The organism is Puniceibacterium confluentis (assembly GCF_007923445.1).
Taxonomy (GTDB): Bacteria; Pseudomonadota; Alphaproteobacteria; order Rhodobacterales; family Rhodobacteraceae; genus Puniceibacterium; species Puniceibacterium confluentis.
Genome location: NZ_VOJI01000029.1, coordinates 1 through 24,504, shown reverse-complemented (window position 1 = coordinate 24,504; position 24,504 = coordinate 1). Strand labels below are relative to the sequence as shown.

19 protein-coding genes and 3 pseudogenes are annotated in these 24,504 nt (G+C 62.1%); 9 read left to right on the top strand and 13 right to left on the bottom strand.

What is annotated here, in order from left to right:
* Positions 1-93 precede the first annotated feature (93 nt).
* A complete protein-coding gene (locus FOY53_RS19835; RefSeq protein WP_246107484.1) occupies positions 94-1,206 on the top strand; it encodes an ATP-dependent DNA helicase in 1,113 nt (370 codons plus the stop codon).
* 606 nt (positions 1,207-1,812) lie between these two features.
* Positions 1,813-1,959, top strand: a pseudogene (locus FOY53_RS23470) (IS30 family transposase); the annotation flags it as partial.
* 63 nt (positions 1,960-2,022) lie between these two features.
* On the opposite strand, the gene FOY53_RS19825 reads toward FOY53_RS23470, so the two are convergent.
* The 7 genes from FOY53_RS19825 to FOY53_RS19795 form a co-directional block, all read right to left on the bottom strand.
* Positions 2,023-3,543, bottom strand: coding sequence for an aldehyde dehydrogenase (NADP(+)) (locus FOY53_RS19825; protein ID WP_146592053.1), 1,521 nt, complete (start codon positions 3,541-3,543; stop codon positions 2,023-2,025).
* A 71-nt stretch (positions 3,544-3,614) separates the two neighbouring features.
* Positions 3,615-4,667, bottom strand: a complete 1,053-nt coding sequence (locus tag FOY53_RS19820) for an Ldh family oxidoreductase (protein WP_146592052.1) — start codon at positions 4,665-4,667, stop codon at positions 3,615-3,617.
* Positions 4,668-4,679: 12 nt separating this feature from the next.
* Positions 4,680-6,314, bottom strand: a complete 1,635-nt coding sequence (locus FOY53_RS19815) for an ABC transporter ATP-binding protein (RefSeq protein WP_146592051.1) — start codon at positions 6,312-6,314, stop codon at positions 4,680-4,682.
* Complete coding sequence (locus FOY53_RS19810) at positions 6,311-7,240, bottom strand: ABC transporter permease (protein ID WP_146592050.1); 930 nt, start codon at positions 7,238-7,240, stop codon at positions 6,311-6,313. Before FOY53_RS19810 ends, FOY53_RS19815 begins: the two co-directional genes overlap by 4 nt.
* An 11-nt stretch (positions 7,241-7,251) precedes the next feature.
* Positions 7,252-8,163, bottom strand: a complete 912-nt coding sequence (locus tag FOY53_RS19805) for an ABC transporter permease (RefSeq protein WP_146592049.1) — start codon at positions 8,161-8,163, stop codon at positions 7,252-7,254.
* 55 nt (positions 8,164-8,218) lie between these two features.
* A complete protein-coding gene (locus tag FOY53_RS19800; RefSeq protein ID WP_146592048.1) occupies positions 8,219-9,724 on the bottom strand; it encodes an ABC transporter substrate-binding protein in 1,506 nt (501 codons plus the stop codon).
* A 123-nt stretch (positions 9,725-9,847) separates the two neighbouring features.
* Positions 9,848-11,023, bottom strand: coding sequence for an enolase C-terminal domain-like protein (locus FOY53_RS19795; protein WP_146592047.1), 1,176 nt, complete (start codon positions 11,021-11,023; stop codon positions 9,848-9,850).
* A gap of 229 nt (positions 11,024-11,252) precedes the next feature.
* On the opposite strand from FOY53_RS19795, the gene FOY53_RS19790 reads away from it, so the two are divergent.
* On the top strand, positions 11,253-12,173 hold the full coding sequence (locus FOY53_RS19790) for a dihydrodipicolinate synthase family protein (protein WP_146592046.1): 921 nt from the start codon (positions 11,253-11,255) through the stop codon (positions 12,171-12,173).
* A complete protein-coding gene (locus tag FOY53_RS19785) occupies positions 12,170-13,147 on the top strand; it encodes a 2-hydroxyacid dehydrogenase (RefSeq protein ID WP_146592045.1) in 978 nt (325 codons plus the stop codon). Before FOY53_RS19790 ends, FOY53_RS19785 begins: the two co-directional genes overlap by 4 nt.
* 18 nt (positions 13,148-13,165) lie before the next feature.
* On the opposite strand, the gene FOY53_RS19780 is transcribed toward FOY53_RS19785, so the two are convergent.
* The 4 genes from FOY53_RS19780 to FOY53_RS19765 all read right to left on the bottom strand — a co-directional run bounded on the left by FOY53_RS19780 (position 13,166) and on the right by FOY53_RS19765 (position 17,203).
* Positions 13,166-14,065, bottom strand: coding sequence for a LysR family transcriptional regulator (locus tag FOY53_RS19780; protein WP_281289599.1), 900 nt, complete (start codon positions 14,063-14,065; stop codon positions 13,166-13,168).
* A gap of 125 nt (positions 14,066-14,190) precedes the next feature.
* Complete coding sequence (locus FOY53_RS19775; RefSeq protein WP_146592043.1) at positions 14,191-15,711, bottom strand: tripartite tricarboxylate transporter permease; 1,521 nt, start codon at positions 15,709-15,711, stop codon at positions 14,191-14,193.
* A 10-nt stretch (positions 15,712-15,721) separates the two neighbouring features.
* Positions 15,722-16,186, bottom strand: a complete 465-nt coding sequence (locus FOY53_RS19770) for a tripartite tricarboxylate transporter TctB family protein (protein ID WP_146592042.1) — start codon at positions 16,184-16,186, stop codon at positions 15,722-15,724.
* Positions 16,187-16,249: 63 nt separating this feature from the next.
* Complete coding sequence (locus tag FOY53_RS19765; RefSeq protein WP_186766682.1) at positions 16,250-17,203, bottom strand: tripartite tricarboxylate transporter substrate binding protein; 954 nt, start codon at positions 17,201-17,203, stop codon at positions 16,250-16,252.
* A 96-nt stretch (positions 17,204-17,299) separates the two neighbouring features.
* On the opposite strand from FOY53_RS19765, the gene FOY53_RS19760 reads away from it, so the two are divergent.
* Entirely contained in the window at positions 17,300-17,929 is a 630-nt protein-coding gene (locus FOY53_RS19760) for a DUF475 domain-containing protein (RefSeq protein ID WP_246107483.1), read from the top strand.
* Positions 17,930-18,021: 92 nt separating this feature from the next.
* Here the strand turns inward: FOY53_RS19760 and FOY53_RS19755 are convergent.
* Positions 18,022-19,046 (bottom strand): annotated as a pseudogene (locus tag FOY53_RS19755) (IS110 family RNA-guided transposase).
* Positions 19,047-19,254: 208 nt separating this feature from the next.
* Between FOY53_RS19755 and FOY53_RS19750 the strand changes: the two are divergent.
* The 3 genes and pseudogenes from FOY53_RS19750 to tnpC all read left to right on the top strand — a co-directional run bounded on the left by FOY53_RS19750 (position 19,255) and on the right by tnpC (position 22,256).
* Positions 19,255-20,282 (top strand): annotated as a pseudogene (locus FOY53_RS19750) (IS110 family RNA-guided transposase).
* A 615-nt stretch (positions 20,283-20,897) separates the two neighbouring features.
* A complete protein-coding gene (locus FOY53_RS24150) occupies positions 20,898-21,239 on the top strand; it encodes an IS66 family transposase zinc-finger binding domain-containing protein (protein ID WP_369333838.1) in 342 nt (113 codons plus the stop codon).
* A 21-nt stretch (positions 21,240-21,260) separates the two neighbouring features.
* Positions 21,261-22,256, top strand: a complete 996-nt coding sequence (tnpC, locus tag FOY53_RS23820; RefSeq protein ID WP_342784274.1) for an IS66 family transposase — start codon at positions 21,261-21,263, stop codon at positions 22,254-22,256.
* 771 nt (positions 22,257-23,027) lie between these two features.
* Here the strand turns inward: tnpC and FOY53_RS19735 are convergent.
* Positions 23,028-23,432, bottom strand: a complete 405-nt coding sequence (locus FOY53_RS19735; RefSeq protein ID WP_146592038.1) for a helix-turn-helix domain-containing protein — start codon at positions 23,430-23,432, stop codon at positions 23,028-23,030.
* 479 nt (positions 23,433-23,911) lie between these two features.
* On the opposite strand from FOY53_RS19735, the gene FOY53_RS19730 reads away from it, so the two are divergent.
* The gene (locus FOY53_RS19730; protein WP_342784273.1) at positions 23,912-24,331 is read left to right on the top strand and encodes a transposase; all 420 of its coding nucleotides are present in this window, start codon (positions 23,912-23,914) and stop codon (positions 24,329-24,331) included.
* Positions 24,332-24,504: the final 173 nt, after the last annotated feature.

Genomic DNA, 24,504 nt, shown 5'->3' with positions numbered 1-24,504 from the left:
ACACGGCCCTCCAGACATGTCCGGCACTCAAGGTCCGATGCGTCGGCCATTTCCGGATGTGTCCTCACCTCACGCACTCTCAAGGAGATGCACATGACTGTTTTCAACAACATGTTCTCGACCCACCAGATCGATGCCCTCAACAAGGTGACTGCCTGGCTGCTTGCCGGACCCGGCAAGCAGCAGGTCTTTCGCTTGTTTGGCTATGCCGGAACCGGGAAGTCCACCATCGCTAAGTCTATCGCCGCCGGAATGAAAGGTGAGGTCGTTTATGCAGCCTTTACCGGAAAGGCGGCGCAGGTCATGGCCTCCAAGGGCTGCACCGGCGCCACGACGATTCACAAGCTGATCTACCGGCCTGACTACGGGCACGGCGCATTTTCGGGTTTCAGACTCAACCCCAACAGCCGGGTTGCCTCTGCGGCGCTGGTGATCATCGACGAATGTTCGATGGTCGGGGAGGAGTTGGCACGGGATCTGCTGTCCTTTGGCACACCCGTGCTTGTCCTCGGAGATCCGGCGCAGCTGCCGCCGGTGAAGGGCGCCGGCTTTTTCACCGAAGCCGCCCCTGATGTGATGCTGACGGAGATTCATCGCCAGGCTCTGGGCAATCCGTTGGTTCGTCTCTCGATGGAGGTGCGGAATGGCCAGGGCCTGGTGCTCGGAACCTATGGACAGAGTCAGGTGATCGGGTTTGGGGACCTGACCGATGCCATGCTTCTGGACGCAGATCAGATCCTGGTGGGCACCAATAATTGGCGGACACTTCAGAACGCCCACATTCGCAGGTTGCTTGGGAGAGAGGGACCCCTGCCTATGTTGGGGGATCGTCTGATCTGCCTGAGCAATGACACGGACCTCGGAATCTCCAACGGGGAGACATTCGATGTCGTCCAGCCGCCTGCTGTCGATGGTGATGCCGTAACTCTGTGCCTGAAACGGTGCTCGGAAACGGAAGGTGAGGAAATCGAAGCGACGATCTCCGCGTCAGAGTTCGAGAACGACAAGAGCGGGTCGGGTCGGAGCAACTTCGACGAGCACCAGCGCTTTGATTTTGGCTATGCTATCACCGTGCACAAGGCGCAGGGCAGCCAGTGGGGTAACGTTCTGATCCTCGACGAAAGCCGGGCGTTTCGCGCAGATGGCTTGCGCTGGCTTTATACCGGCATCACCCGGGCGCAGGAGCGGGTCACGGTTGTGATCTAAGTCAGTGGCCGCCTGCCCCGTTGCAGGCGGCCACTTACAAGGCTACAGGACACTGGCAGAAGGCAGCCGCCACCCCACACAGGCAGATTTGATCCCGGGATATCTGCGGCGCCGAGCAGCATCCCCATCTCGGGCTCCGGGAAACCTAGGACTTCGTCGGGTCTCGAAGGGGACCCAGCGGAGCATCCAGCCTTTCCTCCAGACGGGTCCAGAGGTCCGCCTACAGGGGTTTGAGATCGACCTAGCTTTATGCCCTAGGGTAATTTCCGGCTCTGTTGCGTGTGCGTGGATCTCTGGAAGCCGGTAGCATCCGTCAATCCCATGTAAATTTCGGGATGTCCATTCTGGAACACCGGTCAGGCTACCTGTGTGGTGATGCTGGGAAGCGGGTCAATCCGGGGTCGTATCGATCTGGCTGAAGCTTCGAACATCAATAGCGGTGCTGGCTTTGCCAGTCACCATTCTGCCCGAACACCGACGACGTTAGTGCACCGCATCGCCTCCTCATTGATACGCTCAAACGGCGTCGTGCTGTGGAGCTTTGAGCGGTGCAGGGTCGGGCAAGCGTAAGCGATGGGGCGGGCGCCCTCGGTGGCATCGAACGTGTTGCCACGCAAACGCGACATCCGGTCAATGTCTGACTACGACATGAAGGTGATCTGCGATCGCCTCAACAATACTCCCCGCAAATGCCTTGGATGGAAGATGCCAGCCGAAGTCTTCCGCGAAAAGATGTTGGAGGAATTAAGATGACCGCCCTACCCTGAGCCCAACAAGAGTCGCAGTTCACTTATCGCTCACACAGTCACTGCCCGGTCAGGGAATGACAAGTTCGGCGGGAAGCAGCGCATCCGGCATGTTCTGGTAGCAGATGGGCCGCAGAAACCGGCGGATCGAGAGCGTGCCGACGGAGGTGGCTCCAAAGTTGGTAGAGGCTGGATAGGGGCCGCCGTGGACCATTGTATCGGCCACTTCCACTCCGGTGGGAAAGCCATTTACCAGGATTCGGCCCGCCTTTCGCTCGAGGATCGGCATGAGGGACTTGGCAAGGTCAGTGTCGTCGTCCTCCATGTGAAGCGTCGCTGTCAGTTGGCCTTCAAAGCCCTTGGCGATGATTTCCATCTCCTGAGCTGCGCTGACCCGTACAATCAGCCCGAGCGGGCCAAAAACTTCTTCTCCCAACGCGTGGTCCTTCAGGTAGTCTTCAAGGTCGGTCTGGTAGAGGTTCGGGCTGGCTTTGCGGCCTTCGTCCTCGTTCGTCAACAGGGCGACGACGGCATTGTGGACATCAAAGCGGGACTTGCCGCCTTTAAAGGCCTTAGCGATATTGTTGGTCAGCATGGTCTGGGATGCGGTCTTTTCCAGCGCCGATTTGGCAGCGGCGACGAACGCATCGCCATCCGCGCCCTTGGCGATCACGGCGATGCCGGGTTTGGTGCAGAACTGGCCCGCACCCATGGTCAGCGATCCAGCCCAGCCTTCGCCGATGGCGGCACCGCGTGCCTTCGCGGCTTCGGGGAGGACGAACATTGGGTTGACTGAGCCGAGCTCGCCGAAGAAAGGGATCGGCTCATCACGCTGGGCGCAAAGGTCGAAGAGCGCGCGACCGCCGCCGATCGAGCCGGTGAACCCGACGGCCTTGACCAGCAGGTGCTGGACGAGGGCACTGCCGACATCGCGGTTGCCGCCTTGGATAAGGCTGAACACGCCGGGGTGGATACGGCATTTCCGGATCGCGGCGTCGATGGCCTGGGCGACGATCTCGCTGGTGCCGGGGTGGGCGGAGTGGCCCTTGACCACCACCGGGCAGCCAGCGGCCAGCGCTGCGGCTGTGTCGCCGCCGGCAGTAGAAAAGGCGAGCGGGAAGTTGGAGGCGCCGAAGACGGCGACGGGACCGATGGGGCGCTGGACCATCTTCAGGTCGGGGCGCGGGAGCGGCGCACGGTCGGGCAGGGCCTTGTCGTGGCGGACGTCGAGATAAGCGCCGTCGCGGATGTGGGACGCGAAGAGGCTAAGCTGGCTGGTGGTGCGGCCGCGCTCGCCGTGGAGCCGGGCCTCGGGCAGGCCGGTTTCGGAGGTGCCGACCTGGGTGATCTCTTCGGCGCGGGCCTCGATTTCATCCGCGATGGTTTCGAGGAACTTCGCGCGGGTTTCGCGGGAGGAATAGCCGTAGGTCCAGAACGCCCCTTCGGCGGCTTCGCAGGCCTTGTTCACCAGATCGGGGGTGCCGACGGGATAGTCGAAGGCGTCACCGTGGGCAGGCTCGGATTTGAAGGTGGACGGACCGTCCAGCCATTCGCCGGCGATCAGGTGCTTGGACTTGGGGGTAAAGCTCATGGGTCTCCTCACTTGCCCCTATTCAGGGGGATCAGGTCGAGTTCTTTTGAAAGGTGCACGAGGTGCGGCATTCAACGCATGAGTGCCGGAACATCAAAACCGTTTCGCTCGCAGGCGGCGCGGATGGCGTCCAGACGCCCGGTCTCGACATCGAGCCCGGTCTCGGTCTGCTCCCGCTTCAGACGCAGTGCACGTTCGCCCGGCAACCGCACCCCGGACGAGCCTTCAGCGGGGCGAGAGGCATGGCAGGCCTCGACCACATGCTTCATCTCGGCCTCGAAGTTGCCGCGCCCGGAAAAAGCTGAAGGGTCAATGAGTTGAACGAAGACGCCCTGCGCCCCACGGGTCTTCGGCGTGGATCGCGCATGGCCCGAGAGCGCGAGGGCGAAGGCTTCGACCATCAGCATGAAGCCCATGCCCTTGTAACCGAAATCGGCGCCCCCGAGGGGCATGATGGTGCCGGGAGGATCGGTCTTGAGCACGGAAGGGTCGCGCGAGGGGCGCCCCATATTGTCGAGAAGCCAGTCGCCCGGAAGCTCGGTCTGGCCTTCGGGAATGGACTGTGCCTGCGCATTGGAGACCAGCGACGTGCATTGGTCGATCAGGATCGGATCGCAGCCTGTCGGGATGCCGCAGGCAATCGGGTTGGTGGTCAGCACCGGGTCGACCCCGCCGAAGGGAGCCACCGAGGCCACGCCCGGATCTGTCACCATCATCAGCGCGAGATAGCCGTTGCGGGCGGGCTCTTCGAGGTACACCTGCAATGACCCGATGTGGGTGCAATTCGAGACGGTGGCGGTCACGACGGGATGGCGGCGCGCCATGTCCTGCAGCCTGCTCATCGCCTGCTGCATGACCCACGCACCGGGAAGCCGGTCGGTGTGCCATGCGAAGGTGGAGGAGGTTTTGCTCAGGGTTTCGATCTCGCCCTCGCGGCGGATCAGCCCGGCGGCGATCCGGTCGAGATAGGTCGGCAGCATGCCGAGGCCGTGGGTGCGATGGCCCATCAGGTCTGCGGCAATCAGGACATCCGCCATCGCAGCGGCCTGGGCGGCGCTCATGCCCGCATCCGCCAGCAGGGTGCGCGCCAGTTCGGTGGCAGTGGAAACGGAGAGTTTGGGCATGCAGGGAGTCCTTCAGAGCTGACGCACCACTTCGGCCATCCAGTCCGGCAGACCGGAGGCGGCCAGAAGCTCGCGGGTGTAAGGGTGGGCGGGCGATGCGAAGAGTCCGCCGGTTTCGCCGGCCTCCACGATGCGCCCTTGGTTCATCACGATGATCTGGTCGGCGAGCGACCGGACCACCGGGAGGTCGTGGGTGATGAAGATGTAAGACAGCCCGAGGGACTGCCTGAGACCGGCGAGAAGCTCGATGATCTGCGCCTGTATCTGCACATCCAGCGCCGAGACGGCCTCGTCACAGATGATCAGGCGCGGCTGCGAGGCAAGCGCGCGGGCAACGGCGATGCGCTGACGCTGACCGCCGGAAAACTGGCCGGGGCGACGGGCAAGATGGCCGGTCTGCAGGCCCACCAGTTCGAGCAATTCGGCCGCCCTATCGCGCCAGGCCCGACGCGGAAGAATGTCTTTCTGGATCGCCAGTGGCTCGCACAGGATGTCCTCGATGGTCATCCGCGGGTTTAACGAGCCGAACGGGTCCTGAAACACCATCTGGACCTCGCGGTGAAACCGCCGCCGGTCCCGTGGCGACATGTCAAACAGCTCGATGCCATCATACTGCACCGTGCCACCGCTCGGCTGGTCGAGCCCCATCAGAACACGCGCGAGGGTGGACTTTCCCGACCCGGACTCGCCGACGACCCCCAGCGTGGTGCCGGCGTCGAGGCTGAAGCTGATGTCACGTAGAGCCGCGACGGTTCGTCCGGCCCGAAATGGCGCACCGGGCAGGTCATAGTCTTTGGAAAGACCCTCGACCCGAAGCAGCACTTTGGCCTCTACGCCGGAGAGCGCGGCCTGCCGGGCCTGCTCCAGACGCGGGATCGCGCCGAGAAGGGCGCGGGTGTAGGGATGCTTGGGTGCGCTGGCGACAGTGGGCAGATCGCCGGATTCGACGATGCGACCGTCTTTCATCACCACCACCCGGTCGGCCATGCGTGCGGCCACCGCAAGGTCGTGGGTGATCAGGACGATGGCCATCCCGGTCTCGTCCTGAAGCTCGCGCAAGAGGTCGAGAATCTGCCGCTGCACCGTAACGTCCAGGGCGGTGGTCGGCTCATCGGCAATCAGCACGTCGGGCTTCATCGCAAGGGCCATGGCAATCATGATGCGCTGGCGTTGTCCGCCCGAAAACTGATGCGGGTACTGCCCGAAGCGGGTTTCCGGATCGGGGATGCCAACGCGCCCGAGAAGCTCGATCGCACGGACGCGCCCGTCGCCGCCCTGATGGACGTTCACCACCTCCGCGATCTGCGTCCCGATGCTGTAAACCGGGTTCAGGCTGGAGAGCGGGTCCTGAAAGATCATCGCGATCCGCGCGCCGTTGATGCCGCGCCGCGTCTTTGGTTCCATCCCGAGCAGATCGGTGCCGTCCAGCGTTACACGTCCGCTGTCGACGGTGCCGGGCGGGCACTCCAGAATGTCCATGACGACCGAGGCACTGACCGACTTGCCCGAACCGCTCTCGCCGAGGATCACCAGCGTCTCGCCTCGGGCCACCGAAAAGCCGACCTCCTCGACCGCCGTCACCCGGCCGGTTTCGGTGAGGAAGGAAACCTTCAGACCTTCAACATTCAGGACGGCCGCATTGCTCATGTCGAACTCCCCTTGGATGCCCTGAAAAACCTCCAGGACTGTGCCGGATCGGTGGCCAGCCGCACCCAGTTGGCCAGCACCGCCAGCGACAGGGTGGTCGCCAGGATCATCACGCCGGGCAGCGCAGCAAGCCACCAAGCCGACGAGATATAGCCGCGCCCAGAGGCGACCATCGACCCCCAGGTAAAGTCCGGCGGCTGCACCCCCAGACCAAGAAAACTGAGGCCCGACTCGGCGATGATGACGGCGGCAAAGTCGACCGCGGCAATGGTGAACAGCGTCGGCAGGACCAGCGGGACAAGGTGTTTGCGCATGATCCATCCCTGCCCTGCCCCCATCGAGCGCGCAGCTGCGACGAACGGCCTCCGGCGGATCTCCATCACTTCAGCGCGCACCGTGCGCAGGTAGACCGGAATGCGGGTGACAGCCAGGACCAGGACCAGATTGCCGATGCCGGGGCCAAGCAGATAAAGCACGATCAGCGCGATCAAGAGCGATGGAAAGGCCATGATGATGTCGGTCAGACGCATGATCACATCGCTCAGGAGCCCGGGTCGGCTGCCGGCGACAAGCCCGAGTGCGCCCCCGATCGACAACGAAAGGACAACCGCGCCAGCGGCGATGGCGATTGTTGTGCGGGCGCCGAGCACCAGCCGTCCCATGACGCTGCGCCCAAGGTTGTCAGCCCCGAGGAGATAGGCAAAACCGTGCTCGAACTGCGGCGCTGCATTGCGCAGGGCAAAGTTCGGTTTGGTTGCGGTTTCCCCCACCAGTTCCGCACCGAAGATGGCCGAAAAGACGATGACAAGCAGAACGCAGGTGGCCAAGAGCGGCGCCGGGTCGCGCAACAGCATCCTGCCAAGGCGGAACGGGGCAGCGCGGTCGGGCCGGGCCAACGGTGCGGGATCGGTTTGAGACATTTCCATTCGCTCCTCCCTCAAGCGGTGCGCAGGCGCGGATCAAGCCAGCCGTAGGCGAGATCGATCACGATATTCAGTGCCAGGATCGCAACGGCGGTGACAAGAATGGTCGCCTGGATCACCGCAAAGTCGCGCTGGAGGATCGCGTTGATCATCACGCCGCCGATGCCGGGCCAGCCAAAGACGGTTTCGACGATCACCGCGCCGTTGAGCAGGCTGGCGGTGAGGTCTCCGGCCACGGTGACGACCGGCAGCATGGCATTGCGCAGGGCATGGACAAAGACCACGCGCTGCTCGGCGACACCCTTGGCGCGGGCGGTCTTGATGAACGGCGCGGAAAGGGTCTGGATCATTGCGCCGCGCACCACCTGACCCAAAAGCCCGAAAGGGCGCAGCACCAGCACAAAGACCGGCAAGACCCAATAGGCGGGTCCGCCAAGCCCGGAGGTCGGCAGAAGGTCGAGTTTCACCGAAAAGACCAGCACCAGCATGATGGCGACCCAGAAATCCGGGGCGCTGGCCCCGGCGAGCGAGACAAGCGAGATGAGCCGGTCGGCAATGCCGCGCGGCCGTATCGCCGCAAGACACCCGAACAGGAGCGCCCCGGCGAAGGCGATCGACAGCGACACGGCAATCAGCCGCAGGGTGACAGGAAAGGCCTCGAGCGCGATGTCCATCGCTGGGCGCTGCTGGCGCAGAGACGTGCCAAAGTCGCCGTTCAGGATACTCTTCAGGTAGCTGAAGAACTGAATCGAAACCGGCTGGTCAAAGCCCTGCGCCCGGGAAAAGGCAGCGCGCGCCTCGGCCGATGCGTCGACCGGCAGGAAAAGGTAAGACGGGTCACCCGTCACCCGCGACAGAAAGAACACCAGGGCGAACAGTCCGACAAGCGAAAACAGGGTGAGCAGGGTGCGGCGGAAAAGGTTCATCACAGCCTCTCGAATTGTGGGTGGGCCGCGTCGGCAAACTGGCGCGGCCCGGCTCTCAGTCGGCCATCCTGACCTGCGAAAGATCGAGTTCGCTGTTTGTCGAGACAGAGGGCTTCCAGATCACGCGCGGGCTGACCCGCGTGTAACCGACCATGTGATACATGAAGACGTCTGCCACGAGGTCGTCATGGATGCGGGCGAAAGCGGCCTGAAACGCCTCGGTCCGCGCGGCGCCGGTGGCCGGTTCACCCTTTTCGATGAGCGCGTCCACCTCGGCATCGTGGAGCGTGGAATTGACGCCGTCGGAGTGGTACTTGTTGAACAGGGTAAAGGTCGCGTCCCCCAGCAGGTTGTCGTGCTGGTCGGTGTGGACGTTCGGCATGTCGGGCTCGGGGAACGGGCGGTTTTGGTAGCGTAGCCAGTTGCCAGTGTCGAAGGTGCGGATCTCGGTGGTCAGGCCAATCTCGGACCAGAGGGCCTGCATGGCCTCGAGGATTTCGGTTGAACCGGGATAGATGCCTTCCCTGCCGATGATGGTGATGGTCTGGTCGACCGGCATGCCATCGGCCTGAGCGGCCTTGACCAGCGCGGCCGCCTCCTCGGGATCGTAACCAAAGGGCTTCAAGTCGGCGTCAAAGCCGTTGACCGCGGGGCCGACGAGTTGCGAGGCAAGCTGGGCCTCCGATCCGATGATCGGTTTCATCGCCTCAAGGTCAAGCGCGAGGTTCATCGCCCGGCGTACCCTTACATCGTCCAGCGGTGGCACCTTTGTCGAAATGCGCATCCGCGTGGTTTCGCCATTTGGATAGGCAAAGTCCATTTGCGGGTCATCTGCGTCCACGCCAGCGATGACCAGGGCGATATCGGCCTCGCCTTTTTCGACCATCGCCGCGCGGACCGCTGACTCGGACCGCCAGACGAAGGTTGCGTCACTCACTTCCGGTTTGTCACCCCAGTAGTCGCCGCGCAGCGCAAGGCTGATGCTTTCGCCGGCTTTCCAGGAGGTCAGCGTATAAGGGCCGGTTCCGACCGGCTGGCGGCTTGCGCCCTCTATCGGCATCGACGGCGCACTTACCTGCACTACGCTCATCATCGTCGGGAGGATCGGCACCGGCTCGCTGGTCGTGATGTCCAGGGTAAGCGCATCAACCGGCGTCGCCGTCAGTTCAACGCCGCCAAGCGTTTGCTGCTTGGTGTTGCAGACGATGTCCTCTCGCTGGAGCCGCTCGATGGCAGTGGCAACAGCAGCGGCGTCAAAGTCCGCGCCATCTGAAAAGGTGACCCCCTCACGCAGCTTGAACCGCCAGGTCAGCTCGTCAAGCTGCTCCCAGGACGTTGCCAGCAGGGGTTCCAGTGCTCCCGAGGTGGGCTCGATGACGGTGAGCGATTGGGTGACGTTCCGGATGATGACACGGCCAACGCTGGAATGTTTGGATTCGCAGGGCTCCAACGAAGGCGGCTCTTCCGGCAAGACCACCGTGATCGATTGCGCGCTGGCAACAATGGCGGATGTGGCCAGCAGGATTCCGGCCAGGATGCCCGGCCCAAAAACGGTTCTCATAACAAAGTTCCTCCCTTTTGTGTTTTGACGGCAATAGCGACATTGCCCGGGTGTGCACCGGCACTGTCATTCTGCGCAGGTCAGCTCTCCTCGCCTGACCGCGCATGATCGGTCCAAGCCCTTTCAGGCGGTCACGACTTCCTTTTGCAGGGTGTTTGCCGCAATGAGGTCCATGTCATAAGAGACGCCGACGCCCGGTCCCTGCGGCACAGGCAGGGTGCCCTGCGGCGAGATGGACGCGATGTTGTCGGAGTAGCCGCAGGTGTAGATCAGCGGCGACGGGTCATCCATGGCTGGCGATACGTTGGCAACCTCGTACATCGTTTCGGCCTGCTGGCAGGCGATCAGGTGACGGTGAACCGGCGACGGCGCGTGCAGCTCTGTGCTGACGCCAAGACACTCTCCGAAACGGATGGTCTTTAGCGCGCCCGTTATCCCGAGGTCATAGTGGACATCCGCCCGCAACAGATCGGTGCCGCCAGCCAGCAAGAAGTCGGCCTTGGCCTCGGGGCCGGCGACGTGCTCGGTCTGCAGGACCGGAATGTCGATGGCTTCGCGCAGCTTCTTGTGCTGGAACGCCCCAAGACCGATGGGGCGCAACGGATCTTCGATCCAGCGGAACTTTGCATCCGCGCAGGCGCGGCCCACCTGAATGGCATCGTGCAGATTGTCAAAGACGCAGGCCGGGTCGAGCATCAGTTCGACCTCGTCGCCCAGGGCCTTGCGCATGTTCAGGACGTTGGCGAGTTCTTCGCGCTGGTTGCCTTCGTTCCAGCTGTGCATCTTGAAACCGGTCCAGCCGCGTTCTTTCAGGCCAAGAAAAAACTCTGCCACGGCCTCTTTGCTGCTGAGGTTGCCGCTGCGGTCGCCGTTGTTGCAAGAGGCATAGGACCGCACGTCCTTGCGCCAGCCCCCGAGCAGGTCGGACAGAGAGGCATTCCAGGCCTTGCCGGCCAGATCCCACAGGGCGATGTCGATGAAGGAAAGGCCGTAGGGGTTGCCAGGGCGGTTGGCGCGGCGGGCGTTGCGCCAGATGCCTTCGCGGTCGGTCCAGTCACGCCCGACCGTCATTTTTGCTGTGGTGACCGCGCTGTCCCAGGTTCCGCTGGGTGCCCAGTTGGCGTATTCACCCATCACGCCGTCGACATCCGTAATCTGGACCAGAAGCAGTGGCCGCTTGAGCGTCGCGCCCCTGCGGTAGGCCATCGTGCCGGCAACGATGTCGTTGGAATAATCCCTGTCAAAGTTGGGGGTGTCAGTGGTGAAGCGGACAATTTCCACCTTCTCGATGCGCGCCATGGTCGTCTCCTCCAAGCCGCCCCGAGAGCGGCATTTCCGTGATGTCCGGCACGCTAGGCCCCGGCACTGATAGCTGTCCAATGCCAAGACGGGCGCGGTTGATACCTGAATTGGATCGGTCAAAGGGGAGCGCCTGATACAGAAAAGGTATCATTCGACAGCCATCCCGCATTGGACTTCCGATCTGTGCCGGGCCAAGCCTGACCAGGAATTTAGAGGGAGAAAATCCATGCCCACCGGCCAACGGATCACGCAACGCCTGCACGGCATCTCCGGCATCCTGGTGACACCGTTCGATCGGGATGACTGTCTTGAGATGAAAAAACTCCGGCCGATCATCGACCGTTCGGTCGAGGCCGGAATCCATATCCTGGTCGCCAACGGAAACACGGGCGAGTTCTACGCCCTGACCACCGCCGAGGCCGAAGCTTATGTTGCCGCCGCCGCCGAGATGCTGGATGGTCGCGCGCCGCTGCTGGCCGGCGTGGGGCGCTCTGTCGGCGATGCCGTTGCTCTGACCAAAGCCAGCGTCCGCGCCGGGGCCGAGGGCCTGATGATCCACCAGCCGCCCGACCCTTTCGTTTCGCCACGCGGGATTGTCGATTACATCAGCCGGATCCGTGACGTATCGGACGGCCTGCCGCTGATGCTCTACCTGCGCAACGACACGATCGGCACGGCAAACATTGCCGCCCTCTGCGCGATCGAGGGGGTTGCCGGGGTCAAATGGGCCACGCCGAACCCGCTGAAGCTGGCCGAAGCAATGAAAGCCTGCCCGGACCATATTGTCTGGGTCGGAGGTCTGGCCGAGGTCTGGGCGCCCACGTTCTATGCCGTCGGCGCGCGGGGCTTCACGTCGGGGCTGATCAACGTCTGGCCAGAGCGGTCTATGGAAATTCATGCCGCACTGGAGGCCGGAGACTGTGCAACCGCACGTGCCCGCATCGCCGACATGGAGGTGTTCGAGGACATACGGGCGCAGGAGATGAATGGCACCAACGTGACCGGCGTCAAGACGGCCCTTCAGATGATCGGGCTGGACTGCGGGCCGACACGTCCGCCGTCGGCCTGGCCCCTGACCAACCGCCAGTCCGAAGCGCTCGGGGGGTTTCTGCGCGACAACGGGCTTTTGCAGGCACAAGCCTCATGAGCGCGTGCCTTCGGCTTCTCGTCGCCCGCCCGGTGCCGCCCGCGGTTGCACGGACGGCGCAGTCCCGTTTCGACGCCACATTGGCTGACCACAACCTGTCCATCGAGGAGGTCGTTTCAATCTGCCGCGAGCAGCAGATCGGCGGCATCCTGATGGGCGGCAACCTTCATCTGGATGCGGCAGGCATCAACGCCCTGCCCAAGACGATCCGTGTCATCGCCACGACCAGCATCGGATGGGATCATGTGGATGCCGTTGCCGCCGAGGCCCGTGGAATCACCGTCACCAACGTGCCCGACATCGGCGCCGACTGCGCCGCAGATATCGCCTTTATGCACATCCTCATGTGTTGTCGGCGCGCGGTCGAATATGATCGCCTGATGCGCGAGGGCTGGGGCCGGCGGCTGGGATTCGACGAAATGCTTGGCCGCAGTGTCGGCCACCGACGGATCGGAATCGTCGGTATGGGTCAGATTGGCCGCCTTGTGGCACGGCGCGCGCGTGCTTTTGGCATGGAGGTTCATTTCACCGACCTGCAACCGCCAGTGGCGCCGGTAGAAGGCGCGATCTTTCACAAGTCGCTGCAATCCCTTCTGCCCCTTTCGGATGTGCTCACGCTGCACCTGCCCGATCTTCCCGCGACCCGCGGCATGATTGGCGCGGCAGAGCTGGCGCAGCTCCCCAAGGGCGCCATCCTGATCAACGCCGCACGCGGCACCCTGGTGGATCAGAACGCCCTGATCGAATCCCTTGAGAGCGGACATCTTTTTGCCGCCGGACTCGACACCTTCGCCGATGAACCGCAGGTCGATCCCCGGCTGCGGGCGATGCCGAATGTCTCGCTGACCCCTCACGCCGGGTCCGCCACCGTGGAAACCCGAGAGGGCATCTGCCTGCGCTGTCTCGACAACATCGCGGCGGTTCTGGAGGGGCGTCCGGCCATGAACCCGGTCAACCGGCAGGTGTTCGCCTGAAAGCATTATTGCCAGGGTTCAGGAGTCCCCGGAAAATTCTGCCAGCAATAGCTCTTGGACACGTTCGACAGCCGGATTTTCGGGACCTGACGGGCTGGTTGCGAGGAAATAGGCGGAGGTCGCCTTCATCGGTAGTTCCATCGTTCGGAACCGGACGTTCTCGAAGCCGAGAACGTGAGAGCTTGCCGGCACCATCGCCATCCCGCCACCTGCGTTGACCAGCGACAGCATTGTAAGAGTCTGGCCGAAATACTGGACGAAACGGGGGCGGATCTCGTGGGCGGCGAAGATCCCGTTAAAGATATCGTAGCCATACCAGCCGTCGGAGGGCGCATACATCAGGAAGTCCTGATCGTTCAGATCCTCAAGCGCCAGTGTGTCACGCTTGCAGAACGGATGGTCCTGATGAATGGCCAGGACGTAGCTTTCTTCGAAAAGCGGGTACATCTTCATGTTACGCCGGTCGCGCGGCATACGCAGCAGGCCCAGGTCGATCTGGCCGCTTTCAAGCGCCTCCATCTGGTTCACGGTCAACATTTCCCGCAGTGCCACATGGACGCCGGGCATCTCGCGTTTGAGAAGCGGCACCACACGCGGCAACAGGGCCAGATTGGCGATGGGAACAAAGCCCAGCGTAACCGAGCCGACCGTGCCGCTGACCGTGGCGCGGGTGGACAGGGCCGCCTCCTCTGCCCGCCGGAGCAGATCCTGCGCTTCGACCAGAAACCGGCGCCCCCCGGCGGTTAGCCGGATGTTGCGCCCTGAGCGGTCAAAAAGCTGCACGTCGATGTTACGCTCCAGCAGCTGAATCTGGCGGCTGAGCGGCGGCTGCGTCATGTTCAGACGCTCGGCTGCGCGATGGAAATTCATTTCGGCTGCTACCGCGACGAAGCATCTTAGCTGGTTTAGTTCAAACATCGGCCTGCCCGGTTGGCCGCGCATCAGAGACTTTGCGCGATCCTCAGGTCGAGTAGATCGCCCCGGAGTATCCATGACAAGTTGTGCCGGTCCTGAACCGGGAAAGCCGCTGCGCATTCCCAGGCTCAACTCTGCGTTTCGCCGGGTGGGACCCGCAGGTGACGCCTGTGCTTGAAGATGGCGCTCGCTATGGTCCAGACCACATATAACAACGCCAACCCCAGGAAAGCAGCAGTTACCGGCCGCTCAAGGAAGGGAAGAAACTCTCCGCGTGTGGACATCAGTGCGCTGCGCAGGTTTCGCTCGATCATTGGGCCAAGGATAAAGCCGAGAACGAGCGGCGCAAAAGGAAAGTCAAACCGAAGCATGGCATAGCCGAGGGCACCGAAGGCGATCAACGTGTAGACGTCGAACATGCGGTTGTTCGCGGCGAAGGCGCCGAGAACGCACATCACAGTCACACTGGCCAACAGGTAATGCTTGGGCACGGCAAGAATGCGCACGAAAAGCCGGATGCCGAAATACTCTACGAAAAGCATGACGAAGGCGGCGACAATCAGTGCCGTCGAGATCGAATAGACCAGCGAGGCGTTGGTTGTGAACAGCATCGGACCGGGCTGTATGCCGTGGATCAGGAAACCGCCCAGCATGAGCGCGGTGGTGGCGTCGCCCGGAATTCCCAGCGCGATAAGCGGAACCATCGCAGCGCCAATGCCGGCATTGTTGGCGGATTCGGATGCGATCAGGCCCTGCGGCTCGCCTTTGCCGAAGCGTTCAGGCGCCTTTGACGCACTGCGCGCCGCCATATAGGCTAGAAAGTTGGACGTCCCCGAGCCGATGCCCGGCAGCAGACCGACCCCGACGCCGATGGCGCTCGAGCGCAGGAAATTCGGCATATAGCTGCGAAAGTCCAACCAGGTGACGCCGAAGAACCCGGTCAGCCGGAACGCGGGTACTTTGGTTGGAAGCGTTGCGCGCGCCTCGGCTGCGTGTTTCAGCACCTCGGACAAGGCGAACAGACCCAGCAGCACGGGCAGCAGACCAAGGCCACCGTCCAGCGCATTCCAGCCGAAGGTAAAGCGTCGGTAACCGTCAATGGGCGCAAGGCCGATCATCGCGACAAGCAGGCCGAAGGTGGCCGAAGCGAGACCCTTGACCATATTGCCGCCCGACAGGCCGGCGACCAATGTCAGGGCAAAGACCGAGATCGCAAAATATTCGTAGGTGCCAAACTGGAGCGCCATGCGCGCCAGCGGCGGGGTGAAGAAGAACAACACCAACCAGCCCACGACCGTGCCGAGAAAGCTGTAGAATACAGCAAGGCCCAGTGCCCGCCCGCCCTCGCCTCTTTGGGTCATCGGATAGCCGTCGAACGTGGTCGCAATCGACGACGGCGTGCCGGGAATGTTCAAAAGGATCGCCGTGATGAGACCACCAGAGATGCCACCGACGAAAAGCCCGACAAGCAGGCTGAGGCTGATCACCGGATCGACGCCGAAGGTCAGCGGAAGGCAGAGGGCGATTGCCATGGTTGCGGTGAGACCGGGGATCGAGCCGAAGATGATCCCGATGACGACCCCGCCAAAGATCGCCAGGAGCGGCATAAGCTGAAAGACGTCCAGGACGCCGGAAGCCATAGAAGACATGAGGTGCTCCTCAGAAGGGGCCACTGGGCAGGACAACGCCGAACCCGCGCGTGAAAGCTGTATGAATTGCCAGTGTCATCAGGGTTGCGACAACCAGGAAGGCCAGCCAGTTGCGACCGGAATCGGGGGCCAGAAGTGTCATCATGACAACAAAGAAGATCACGGTGGAGACGATAAAGCCGACCTGGGGCAGAACGACGGCATAGACGACAAAGGTGGCAAAGACCGCCAGCACATTGCGCTGATCGCTGCGCGCATCCGCCTCCTCTGCAACACCACTTTCGCGGCGAAGGACGGCACGGATCAGGATCATCGCGGACAGAGCGCCGAGTAGTATGGCGGCTCTTTCAGGGAAGTAACCGGAGTCCACCCCGGTCTTCATCTTGCTGGTGATACCGGTGGCCACCCACCAAGCACCGATGGACAACGCCAGAAGCGTTGCCCCCGCGATCATATCTCTGACAGTTTTCGTCATATGCTCCCTCCTCCCAGGGCGGGCGGTGGTGCCGGGGGCAAGTTACTCCGGCACCGACGTTTTTCAGAATTCGACCGAATTGATCTGGCTTTCCGCAGCATCGAGTTCCTTGGCGGCATCGTCCGGCGCGCGGTAGTAAGGTTCCTCGAAATAGGTCGTGCGGATCTCTTCGGCATAATCGGGATTGTTCTCGACTACGGCCTTCAGGGCTTCGGCGAACTTGTCGACCACTTCCTGCGCGGTGCCTTTGGGAAAGAGATAAAAGTAGCTGTACTGAAACGCCACGTCGTATCCCTGCTCGGCAATCGTCGGAACGTCAGGCAGTGCCGCGGTACGGGCCTCGGCCAGGCTGCCCAGGCCGCGCAGCTCTCCGTTGTCGATATAGGGTTTCACCTGGCCAAGCGGGTTTTGCGAAACATCGACGTTTCCACCCAGAACAGCCGCGAGCCGATCGGCGGAACCGCCGACATCGACAAAGTTGAACCCTGCACCCGTGTTGTTCAGCAGGGCGCCGACAAGATAGGTGGTGGCACCTGTATTGGTTGTGAGGTCAATTGCACCCGGATCAGCCTTGGTGGCATCGATCAGGTCGCTCATGCTCTGCCAGGGGGCATCGGCCTTGACGACGAGAATGCCGCCCGGCTCCCGGCCCGAAATGCCTGCAAGTTCAAAATCGCGCCACGAAAAGTCCGCCAGGCCCGAGGCGGTGTTCACCAGCATCGCGGTGTGGAACAGCAACACGGTCTGACCATCCGCAGCGGCATCCTTTGCCTGTCGGGCGCCGATCGATCCCCCGGCGCCAGTGACATTGATCACCGGCATGGCAACACCAAGGATCGGTTCAAGGTACTTTGCCTGCACCCGGGCGTGAAAGTCGGTGTCGCCGCCCGCGCCGTAGGGCACGACGATCTGGATGGGTCCGCTGGGCCACTGGTCCTGCGCTGTCGCGCTGCCTGGCACTGCCACTGTAAATGCGGCGGCAAAGCTGAATATCGTGCTGAAAATACCTTTGATCATGCGAGTGTCCTCCCTTGCATGGGCGACAGGAGTGCCGCCCTTGACATTGGCCATTGGTAGTTGGCCCCACCGATACGGTCCAATGTTACAAAGGGATTGACCGATACCTTTTTCGTATCGAATAAAAGAGCCAGAACGGCATGCCTTCGCACTCTTGCCACAAGCCCCTGGTTGCATCCTGGAAACGCACGCAATGGAGCGAAACTGCTTCCACAAGGCTCTGACCTGCGGTTTGGCCCGCGTTTCAGGTGCCCCGCTGCCGAGGGCATTCTCATCGCCGCCAACATCGGCCCCTGGCAGGCGGTGATGCTCGCCGCCGCCCGGCCAGAGGAATACGCCCGGATCATGCAGGAGGCGCACCTGCCCATTGCGGCCTTTGGTGGCGCCTTCCTGATGGTGGTCTGCCTCGGCTTCTTTTTCGATCATGAAAAGGACGTGCACTGGATCCAGTGGCTCGAGCGGGGCGTGGCGAAATACGCCACCATTCGCGGCATCGAAGTCGCCTTTGTCCTGCTTGTGACCATGGGCTTTTCACGGCTGCCGGAAGGGATCGACTGGCGCATGGTGAGCCATTGTTGGTGTTGTCTAATCGCTGTTACGACTTCAATCCCTTTGCGCTTTGAAATGCGCCTGCCGGATGCATGGTTGTCTCCGCGGTCGGCACTGGGCCGCCGCATGTTGGGGCTTCGCGGGGGGGCTTCAATGTGGATGACGCACTCGTTCTGATGAACGGTGCAACCCCATCAACGGAATGACCCGGCCCACGTCCCGGCAGGGACAGATCAAGCGTTCTGGTTTTGAACGCTATCTGTTTGGGTTCAGGGTGCGGAGCCTATCTTTGGATCGAAGACCTCCCCGGTTTTCAGCATAGCATGCATGATCACGGCGCGCTTGCGCGCCACGGCGACAGCGGCGCGTCTGAAGCCGGCCCTTTGGCGCAGCCCGAGACCCCAAGTGCGCAAGCTGCTTGCAGCTGAGACACGAGTCAGAATGGTCGATGCGGCCTCGTAGAGCAGCCATCGCAGCTGTTTGTCTGCACGTCGGGAAATGTGGCCGTCATGGTCGACCTCCCCGGACTGATAGCGCCGTGTCGTCAACCCGACCCAAGCTCCGACAGAACGCGACTTCCTGAAGTTGTCTGGATCTTCAATGGCAGCGACCAAAGACGTGGCGGTGATCGCGCCAACTCCGGGGATCGACATAAGGAGACGACAATCCTGCCGTTGGCGTGCGGTCGCGGTGACCTGGGATCCAAGCCTGGCCACCCGTTCGTGGAGGCTTTGCCAGGCCTCCGGCAGTGGCAAAACGACGGCCGCCAGATCAGCCCGGTCAGCAAGAAGGTTTCGGACATTTTGGTTGAACTTGCTTCCCTTGCCCGCGGGAACGATGAGACCGAAGGTTTTCATGACACCCCGGATCTGGTTCTAAAACTGTGTGGTCATCCGGCTCAGCCGGCGGCGCGCACCTACAAGTGTGCGTGTCAGCATGCTTTCGAAACCTTTTACGCGAACTGCCCGGTAGAAGCCGACTTCGGCAAGATGCGCCAGACCGTCAGCATCATTCGCATCAGTCTTGTTTCGGGCCATGTCGAGCGCAGCTTTCGCGTGGCGCGCATCAATGCATATCACCGGGACCCCCATGGTGTTCAGCGCGTGAAAAAGCCACACTGCGAGCGGCCCTGTCTCAAAGACAACGCGTTTGGCCGCCGGTGCCCGCTTGCGGATGAGGGCTGAAATTGCACCGGGATCGGTGACGCACTTCCCCGCCAGACACGTTGTCCGTCCCGGCGGATTACAACCGCTGTTTCTTTTATGGACACGTCAAGACCGATATAGTCTTCCATGGCTGTTCTCCGATTGAGGCTTGGGCCCGGCTACCTGTCGTGAGCCCGCACTTTCATCATATCGGGGAGCAGCCACCTTCCCAGAATCTGACCAGCCGTCGACCCGGGGCGCCTCGCTCCCGCGATTGCCCCATGTGGATGCCCCCGCCAGCGGCATCGCGTTGTGCCAAGCTGGGTCCGTGAAGCACACACCTAAGGGAAGCCATCCATGGACCAACCTATCACGATCGGCCTCGATCTGGCCAAGAACGTCTTCCAGGTTCACGCAGTGGATGCGGAGGGCACGATTGTCTGCCGCCGTCAGTTGCGTCGGTCGCAGGTGCCGGCGTTCTTCTCGCGCCTGGAGCCCTGCCTTGTGGGCATGGAAGCCTGCGCCGGGGCCCATTACTGGGCGCGGGAGCTGGCCAGCCTCGGCCACAATGTTCGACTGATGCCGCCCGCCTACGTCAAGCCCTACGTGAGGCGCGGCAAGATAGACGCTGCCAATGCGGAAGCGATCTGCGAGGCGGCGACGCGCCCAACCATGCGCGTCACGCCAGAGGCGTGCCTTCGGCACGACGCCGGTGAAGTCCGCCGAGCGGCAGGCTGCCCTTTTGGATCATAAGGCGCGGGACTTCCTGGTCCGGCAGAGAACGCAGATCGTCAGTGCGATCTGCGCGCACTTGGCCGAGTCCGGCATCGTCGTGGCAAAGGGTATTCACAATGTCGTTCGTCTGCTCGGGGCGGCCTGCGATGTGCCTGCTGCAGCCGGTCCGGCGCTCGACGTGCTGGCCTGTCAGCTCCGTGACACGCAGGCCCGGATCGATGGGCTCACCGCGCGGATCGGCGAGACGCAGCGCAACGACGCTCTGGCGCAGCGGTTGGCGACGGTGCCCGGGGTGGGCACCATCTCGTCGAGCGCGTTTGCAGCGACGACACCTGACGTGACTGCCTTCCGCAGCGCACGCGACTACGCATCTTGGCTGGGCCTCACACCGCGGCCCCATTCCAGCGGAGGCAAGGAGCGGCTCGGCCGGATCTCGAAGGCTGACAATCGGTATCTGCGGCGCCATGGCCCAGATCAGCGCACGACGAGGACGGACGCGGGTTCAGCCTGATCAAGCACCGGACTGGCTAGACCGGGTGCTGGCCCGCAAACCTGTGAAGGTCGCGGCAATCGCACTGGCCAACCGCATGGCCCGGACGATCTGGGCCCTGATTGCCAGCGGCAGCAACGACCAAGCCGCCCCAGCCTGAGACGGAAGAGATTGGCGCGCCGGTATTGCACCGGCAGGCCCAGAGATGGTGAGGTGATGGCATAGAGTCGGTAGAATGCGGAACGGGACACCCCGTTCGGACCGAAGCGCCTGCGAGCGCGTGCCATTGATCGAGCCCCGCCCGCCGGCTGACTTCATCAGGGCGCGCAGCTGCAAAATTGCTGCATATTAGACGCCGTATACATGGCCGCGACCGACCAGATGCCAAACCCAGACAAAGCTCTTGCCAAGGGGCCATCCATACATGGCCCCAGCAACATTGGCGCACGAAGACATGGCGGCCATTGCAGGCCGGGATAGTCAACAAAACAGGGGTTTTTGGCGCATTTCTTGTTCCGTCATGGCAACCGGTCCGGTATGTCCCAGCCATGCTGGAGAGCCTGAAATCCCGTCTGGATGATCCTGATGGGCGGGCTGGTCGCCCTGAGCGGCGAAGAGAACAAGTCTCTGACCCTGAAGGTGGAAGACCTGCAAGGGCAACTGGCGCCTCATCGCAAGGCGCGGTTCGAAATCTCAAAGCCTCGATCAGCTGGCCTTCGACTTGCAGGAAGGCCCCGAGATCGCGCAGGCGGCTCAGTCCCGGCATGACGATGCTGTGCAGTCCGAAACGCCCGCCAAACGGCAACACAGCCGCGCCCCGCTGCCCGATCACTTTGAGCGACAGACCGAGGTTCTGTCTCCGGGCGATGCCTGCGCCTCCTGTAACGGCGCCCTGCGCCCACCCGGCGAGGATGTGACGCTGGAGCTGGAATACATCCCGGGCCGGTTTGTTGTCCGCCAGGTCGTGCGCCCGCACCCTCGGCAGATTTGCCCTGCAAATCACCTGTCAGGTAGCACATGGCCTGCAACTTCTGCGAGACCTTCGCGCAGGCACCGTTGCCGAGCCGCCCCATCGAGCGCGGCCGCGCCGGTCCCGGCCTTCTCGTACATGTGCTGACGGCCAAGTGATTGCGATCTCCTGCCATCATATCGCCGGTCAGAGATTTGTGCGCGCGGGAAACCCGACCTGCACCGATCGACATTGACCGACTGGGTGGGGCGGTCGACGGCGCTGTTGGAACCGCTGGCCGATCACATCGGCAAACTTGTGCGTGCGGGTCCTGCCGTGTTCGCCGACGATACTCCCGTCAAGATGCAGACCGGTGCAAAGACGGGCAAGGCGCACACCGCGCGGCTCTGGAGCCATGTCCGCGATGAGCGTCCATGGAGCGGACAGGCGCCGCCCTGCGCGTGGTATCAGTTCAGCGTGGATCGGAAGGGAGAGCGCCCCTCTGCCCATCTTCCGGGCTACAGAGGCATCGTGCATGCCCCCTCGGCAGATTGCTCCGCAATCGCCTGCCGGGCAATGGACGGCTTCACCGGGCTCAATGGCCTGTTCGACCACGGGCTCGCCGCGGAACAAGCCTGCATGGTCCATGTCGACCGCAAGTTCGCGGATGTCTTCGAGCGCGATGGGTCCGTCATCGCCAGGGGCGCCATCGAGCGGATCGCCAGGCTCTATGCCGTGGAAAGGGATGCGCGCTACAAATGCCCGGATGAACGTGTCGCCCTGCGGCAGGCGAAGGCCAAGTCGGTCTTCGATGAACTGGAGGACTGGCTAAAGCTGCAAATGCCGAAAATATCCGGCAAGGCCAAGCTGGCCTATGTGATCCGCTACGCGCTCGGCCGCATCCCAAAGGCACGTCAATACCTCGACAACCGGCTTCTGGAACTCGACAACAACATCTTCTGTGATCGGTCAATCAGACCCCTGACTCTCGGCAGGAAAAACGACCTCTTCATGGGCTCGGAAGGGGGAGGCAAGGCTGCGGCCATCGCCTACACGCTCATCGAAACAGCCCGCATGAACGGCGTAAATCCCGAAGCCTGGCATACCTGGGTTCCCGAGCGTATCGCTGATCATAAGATCAACCGCATCGGCGAACTCGCGCCATGGAAATGGACGCCGAAATAGGCGTCAAGCGCTGCGGGACCGGACGGATACATTCCCGGACGCGGGTGCGAGCGACAAAGGTGCCTGCGCTGCGCCACCCTCTTTCCCCGGTTCCGTCGTCACCTTTTCCTGCATCGCATCATGCGTACTCCCGTTGGACCGCTCACCCGCGTTCAGCAAGGACTACATGTTGTGTCCGAGAAATGGGCGCGCGCGGCAGATAGGCACAATGAGCCGGGCAATTGGCGACGACAAGAAACACTGAAAGCCTGCAAAACGTAACTTCGGCTTCTGATGTGGCGGTCGGTTGATGGAAGCGACACAAACCTTGTTTTTCTGTGTCTTGGCAAGAGCTTCCGGAATTTTTAGAATGCTACAAGAGCGGCGCTTGGGACGGGACTCGGGCAAGTATCCTTTACCTCTACCTTGCCCAACCTTTACATCCAAAGCGGTAAAGGGCGGGCGACGACAACGTTTTGCAGGGCGCATGGGTTCTCCGTCTACAGGAAGCAAGGTGCAGGAAAGGTGCATATCCGTACACAACATATAGTTGAGGCTGGCAGCGCTTATCCGGGGCATTTCGGTTAAGGCTGCCTCACCGGCAGTCTGATTAGCACCAGCGGCCATTTCCTATTCGTCCCGCAAACGCCGCACGCAGTGCCTGGATTGCGGCGAGTGTGGGTCCGTGATCGTCTCCATCTGACAGCAAACGGATGAAGATGATCCAAGCGCGCTCGTTTTCAGAATAGGGGCCGTCCCCGGTTTCAGGACGCTGAACTCTTGGTGTCGTGCTCATTTGCCAAAAACCGCGCGAATGGCAGACTTGGCCCGCGCCGTCATCGTCGGGTCCATATGGTCTGATGCTGCACGGATCTCTTCCAGCCAGACCGCTTCGTTGCGCGTGATGATTGTGCCGAAAACATCTTCGATCGCGCTGCGGGTGGTTTCATAGCCGCCCTGGGCAATGGCCAGCTGGAAAAGGCGTCTGGGGTCGCAGTCCAAAGCCCTGGCCAGTGCCGGGACACGGTCCAGCGGCAGGCGCGTCTTGCCGCTCTTGACCATGCTCAGCATGTTCGTGCTCACAAAGCCCGCTTCGGTAGCAATTTCGACCTGGCTCTTGAGCGGGCGCATCTGGAGGATGCGCTGAGTGATGAACGCACTTAACGGTGTATGTGCATAGGGAAGTGATTTCGCCATTTGTGAATCCATTCTGGAATGATCATGCAGAACGATGTGTTACTGCTTGATATGTTTATAGAAATGGACACGACGGGAGTGCGTTGGGTGTTCAGTGGTGAGAAAAATATTGAGCTCAGCTGAACAACGCTGTCCGTCGGCGAGGTAGCAGCTTGACGCACTGATAGTCGGCATATTTGCGGTGCAGAATGCCGCCACGAAGAGGGCTAACAAAACCCTCTTGAGATGGGCGAGGAGCTGGTGGCTGTTGTGACTGCAGCCGCAGAGCACGGCAGAAAGTCTTGGAGACTATGGATGTATGCGAGCTTCTCGCCGAGGCGGAACTTGGCGGAGACGCGCAGGCGTGGTCTCGCAGCCCTTGTCCGAAAGCGGTGACGAGGGGTGCGGTACATGCCTGCTAGGTCGAGAGCCGCTGCCCAAGCGCGGTGCCGCGGATTTTCGCCTTGACTGCGGCGATTCAGCATAAGCTTTAAGCGGCCATCCGGGCGATCAAAATCACCGGGTGCAATGTCGACGATGCGCGGATGCTGCCCGAGTTGCTTGACCAGATCGCTGCCGACGTGGAGATCGGCACCGTCACAGTCGACGGCGCCTACCATAGTCGAAAGGCCACAATGCTGTTGCGGAACGTGGCGCACACGCCGTCATACCGCCACGCAAAAAATACCAAGCCATGGAAGCTATCGAGCCGTGGTGCGATAGCCCGCAACGAAGCGCTTCGCGCATCAAGAATCCATGGCGGAAGCCGCGCCGAGACAAAAATCCATTGCGTGAAGCTGTTGGGGCAACGCCTCATGGCGCGGGACTTCGATCGTCGGGTTGCAGAACTCCATGTCCGTGCTGCCATCCTGGACGGAAACACCGCGCTCGGTATCCCTGTCACGGAGCCCGTAGGGTGAGTCCTTCTAGGTAAAGGAGGAGGCCAACCCTCAGCCTTTTGCGCAACAAAGCTGCAGCGCAGCATTAACCATTGCTGCGCTGCAGCAGCTGTGGTTTAACACGCTGCTGAAAAACCCCGCGCTGGACGCGGGATTTAGGACATGATTCACTTTTCCTGATGGTTTGCCGGAGG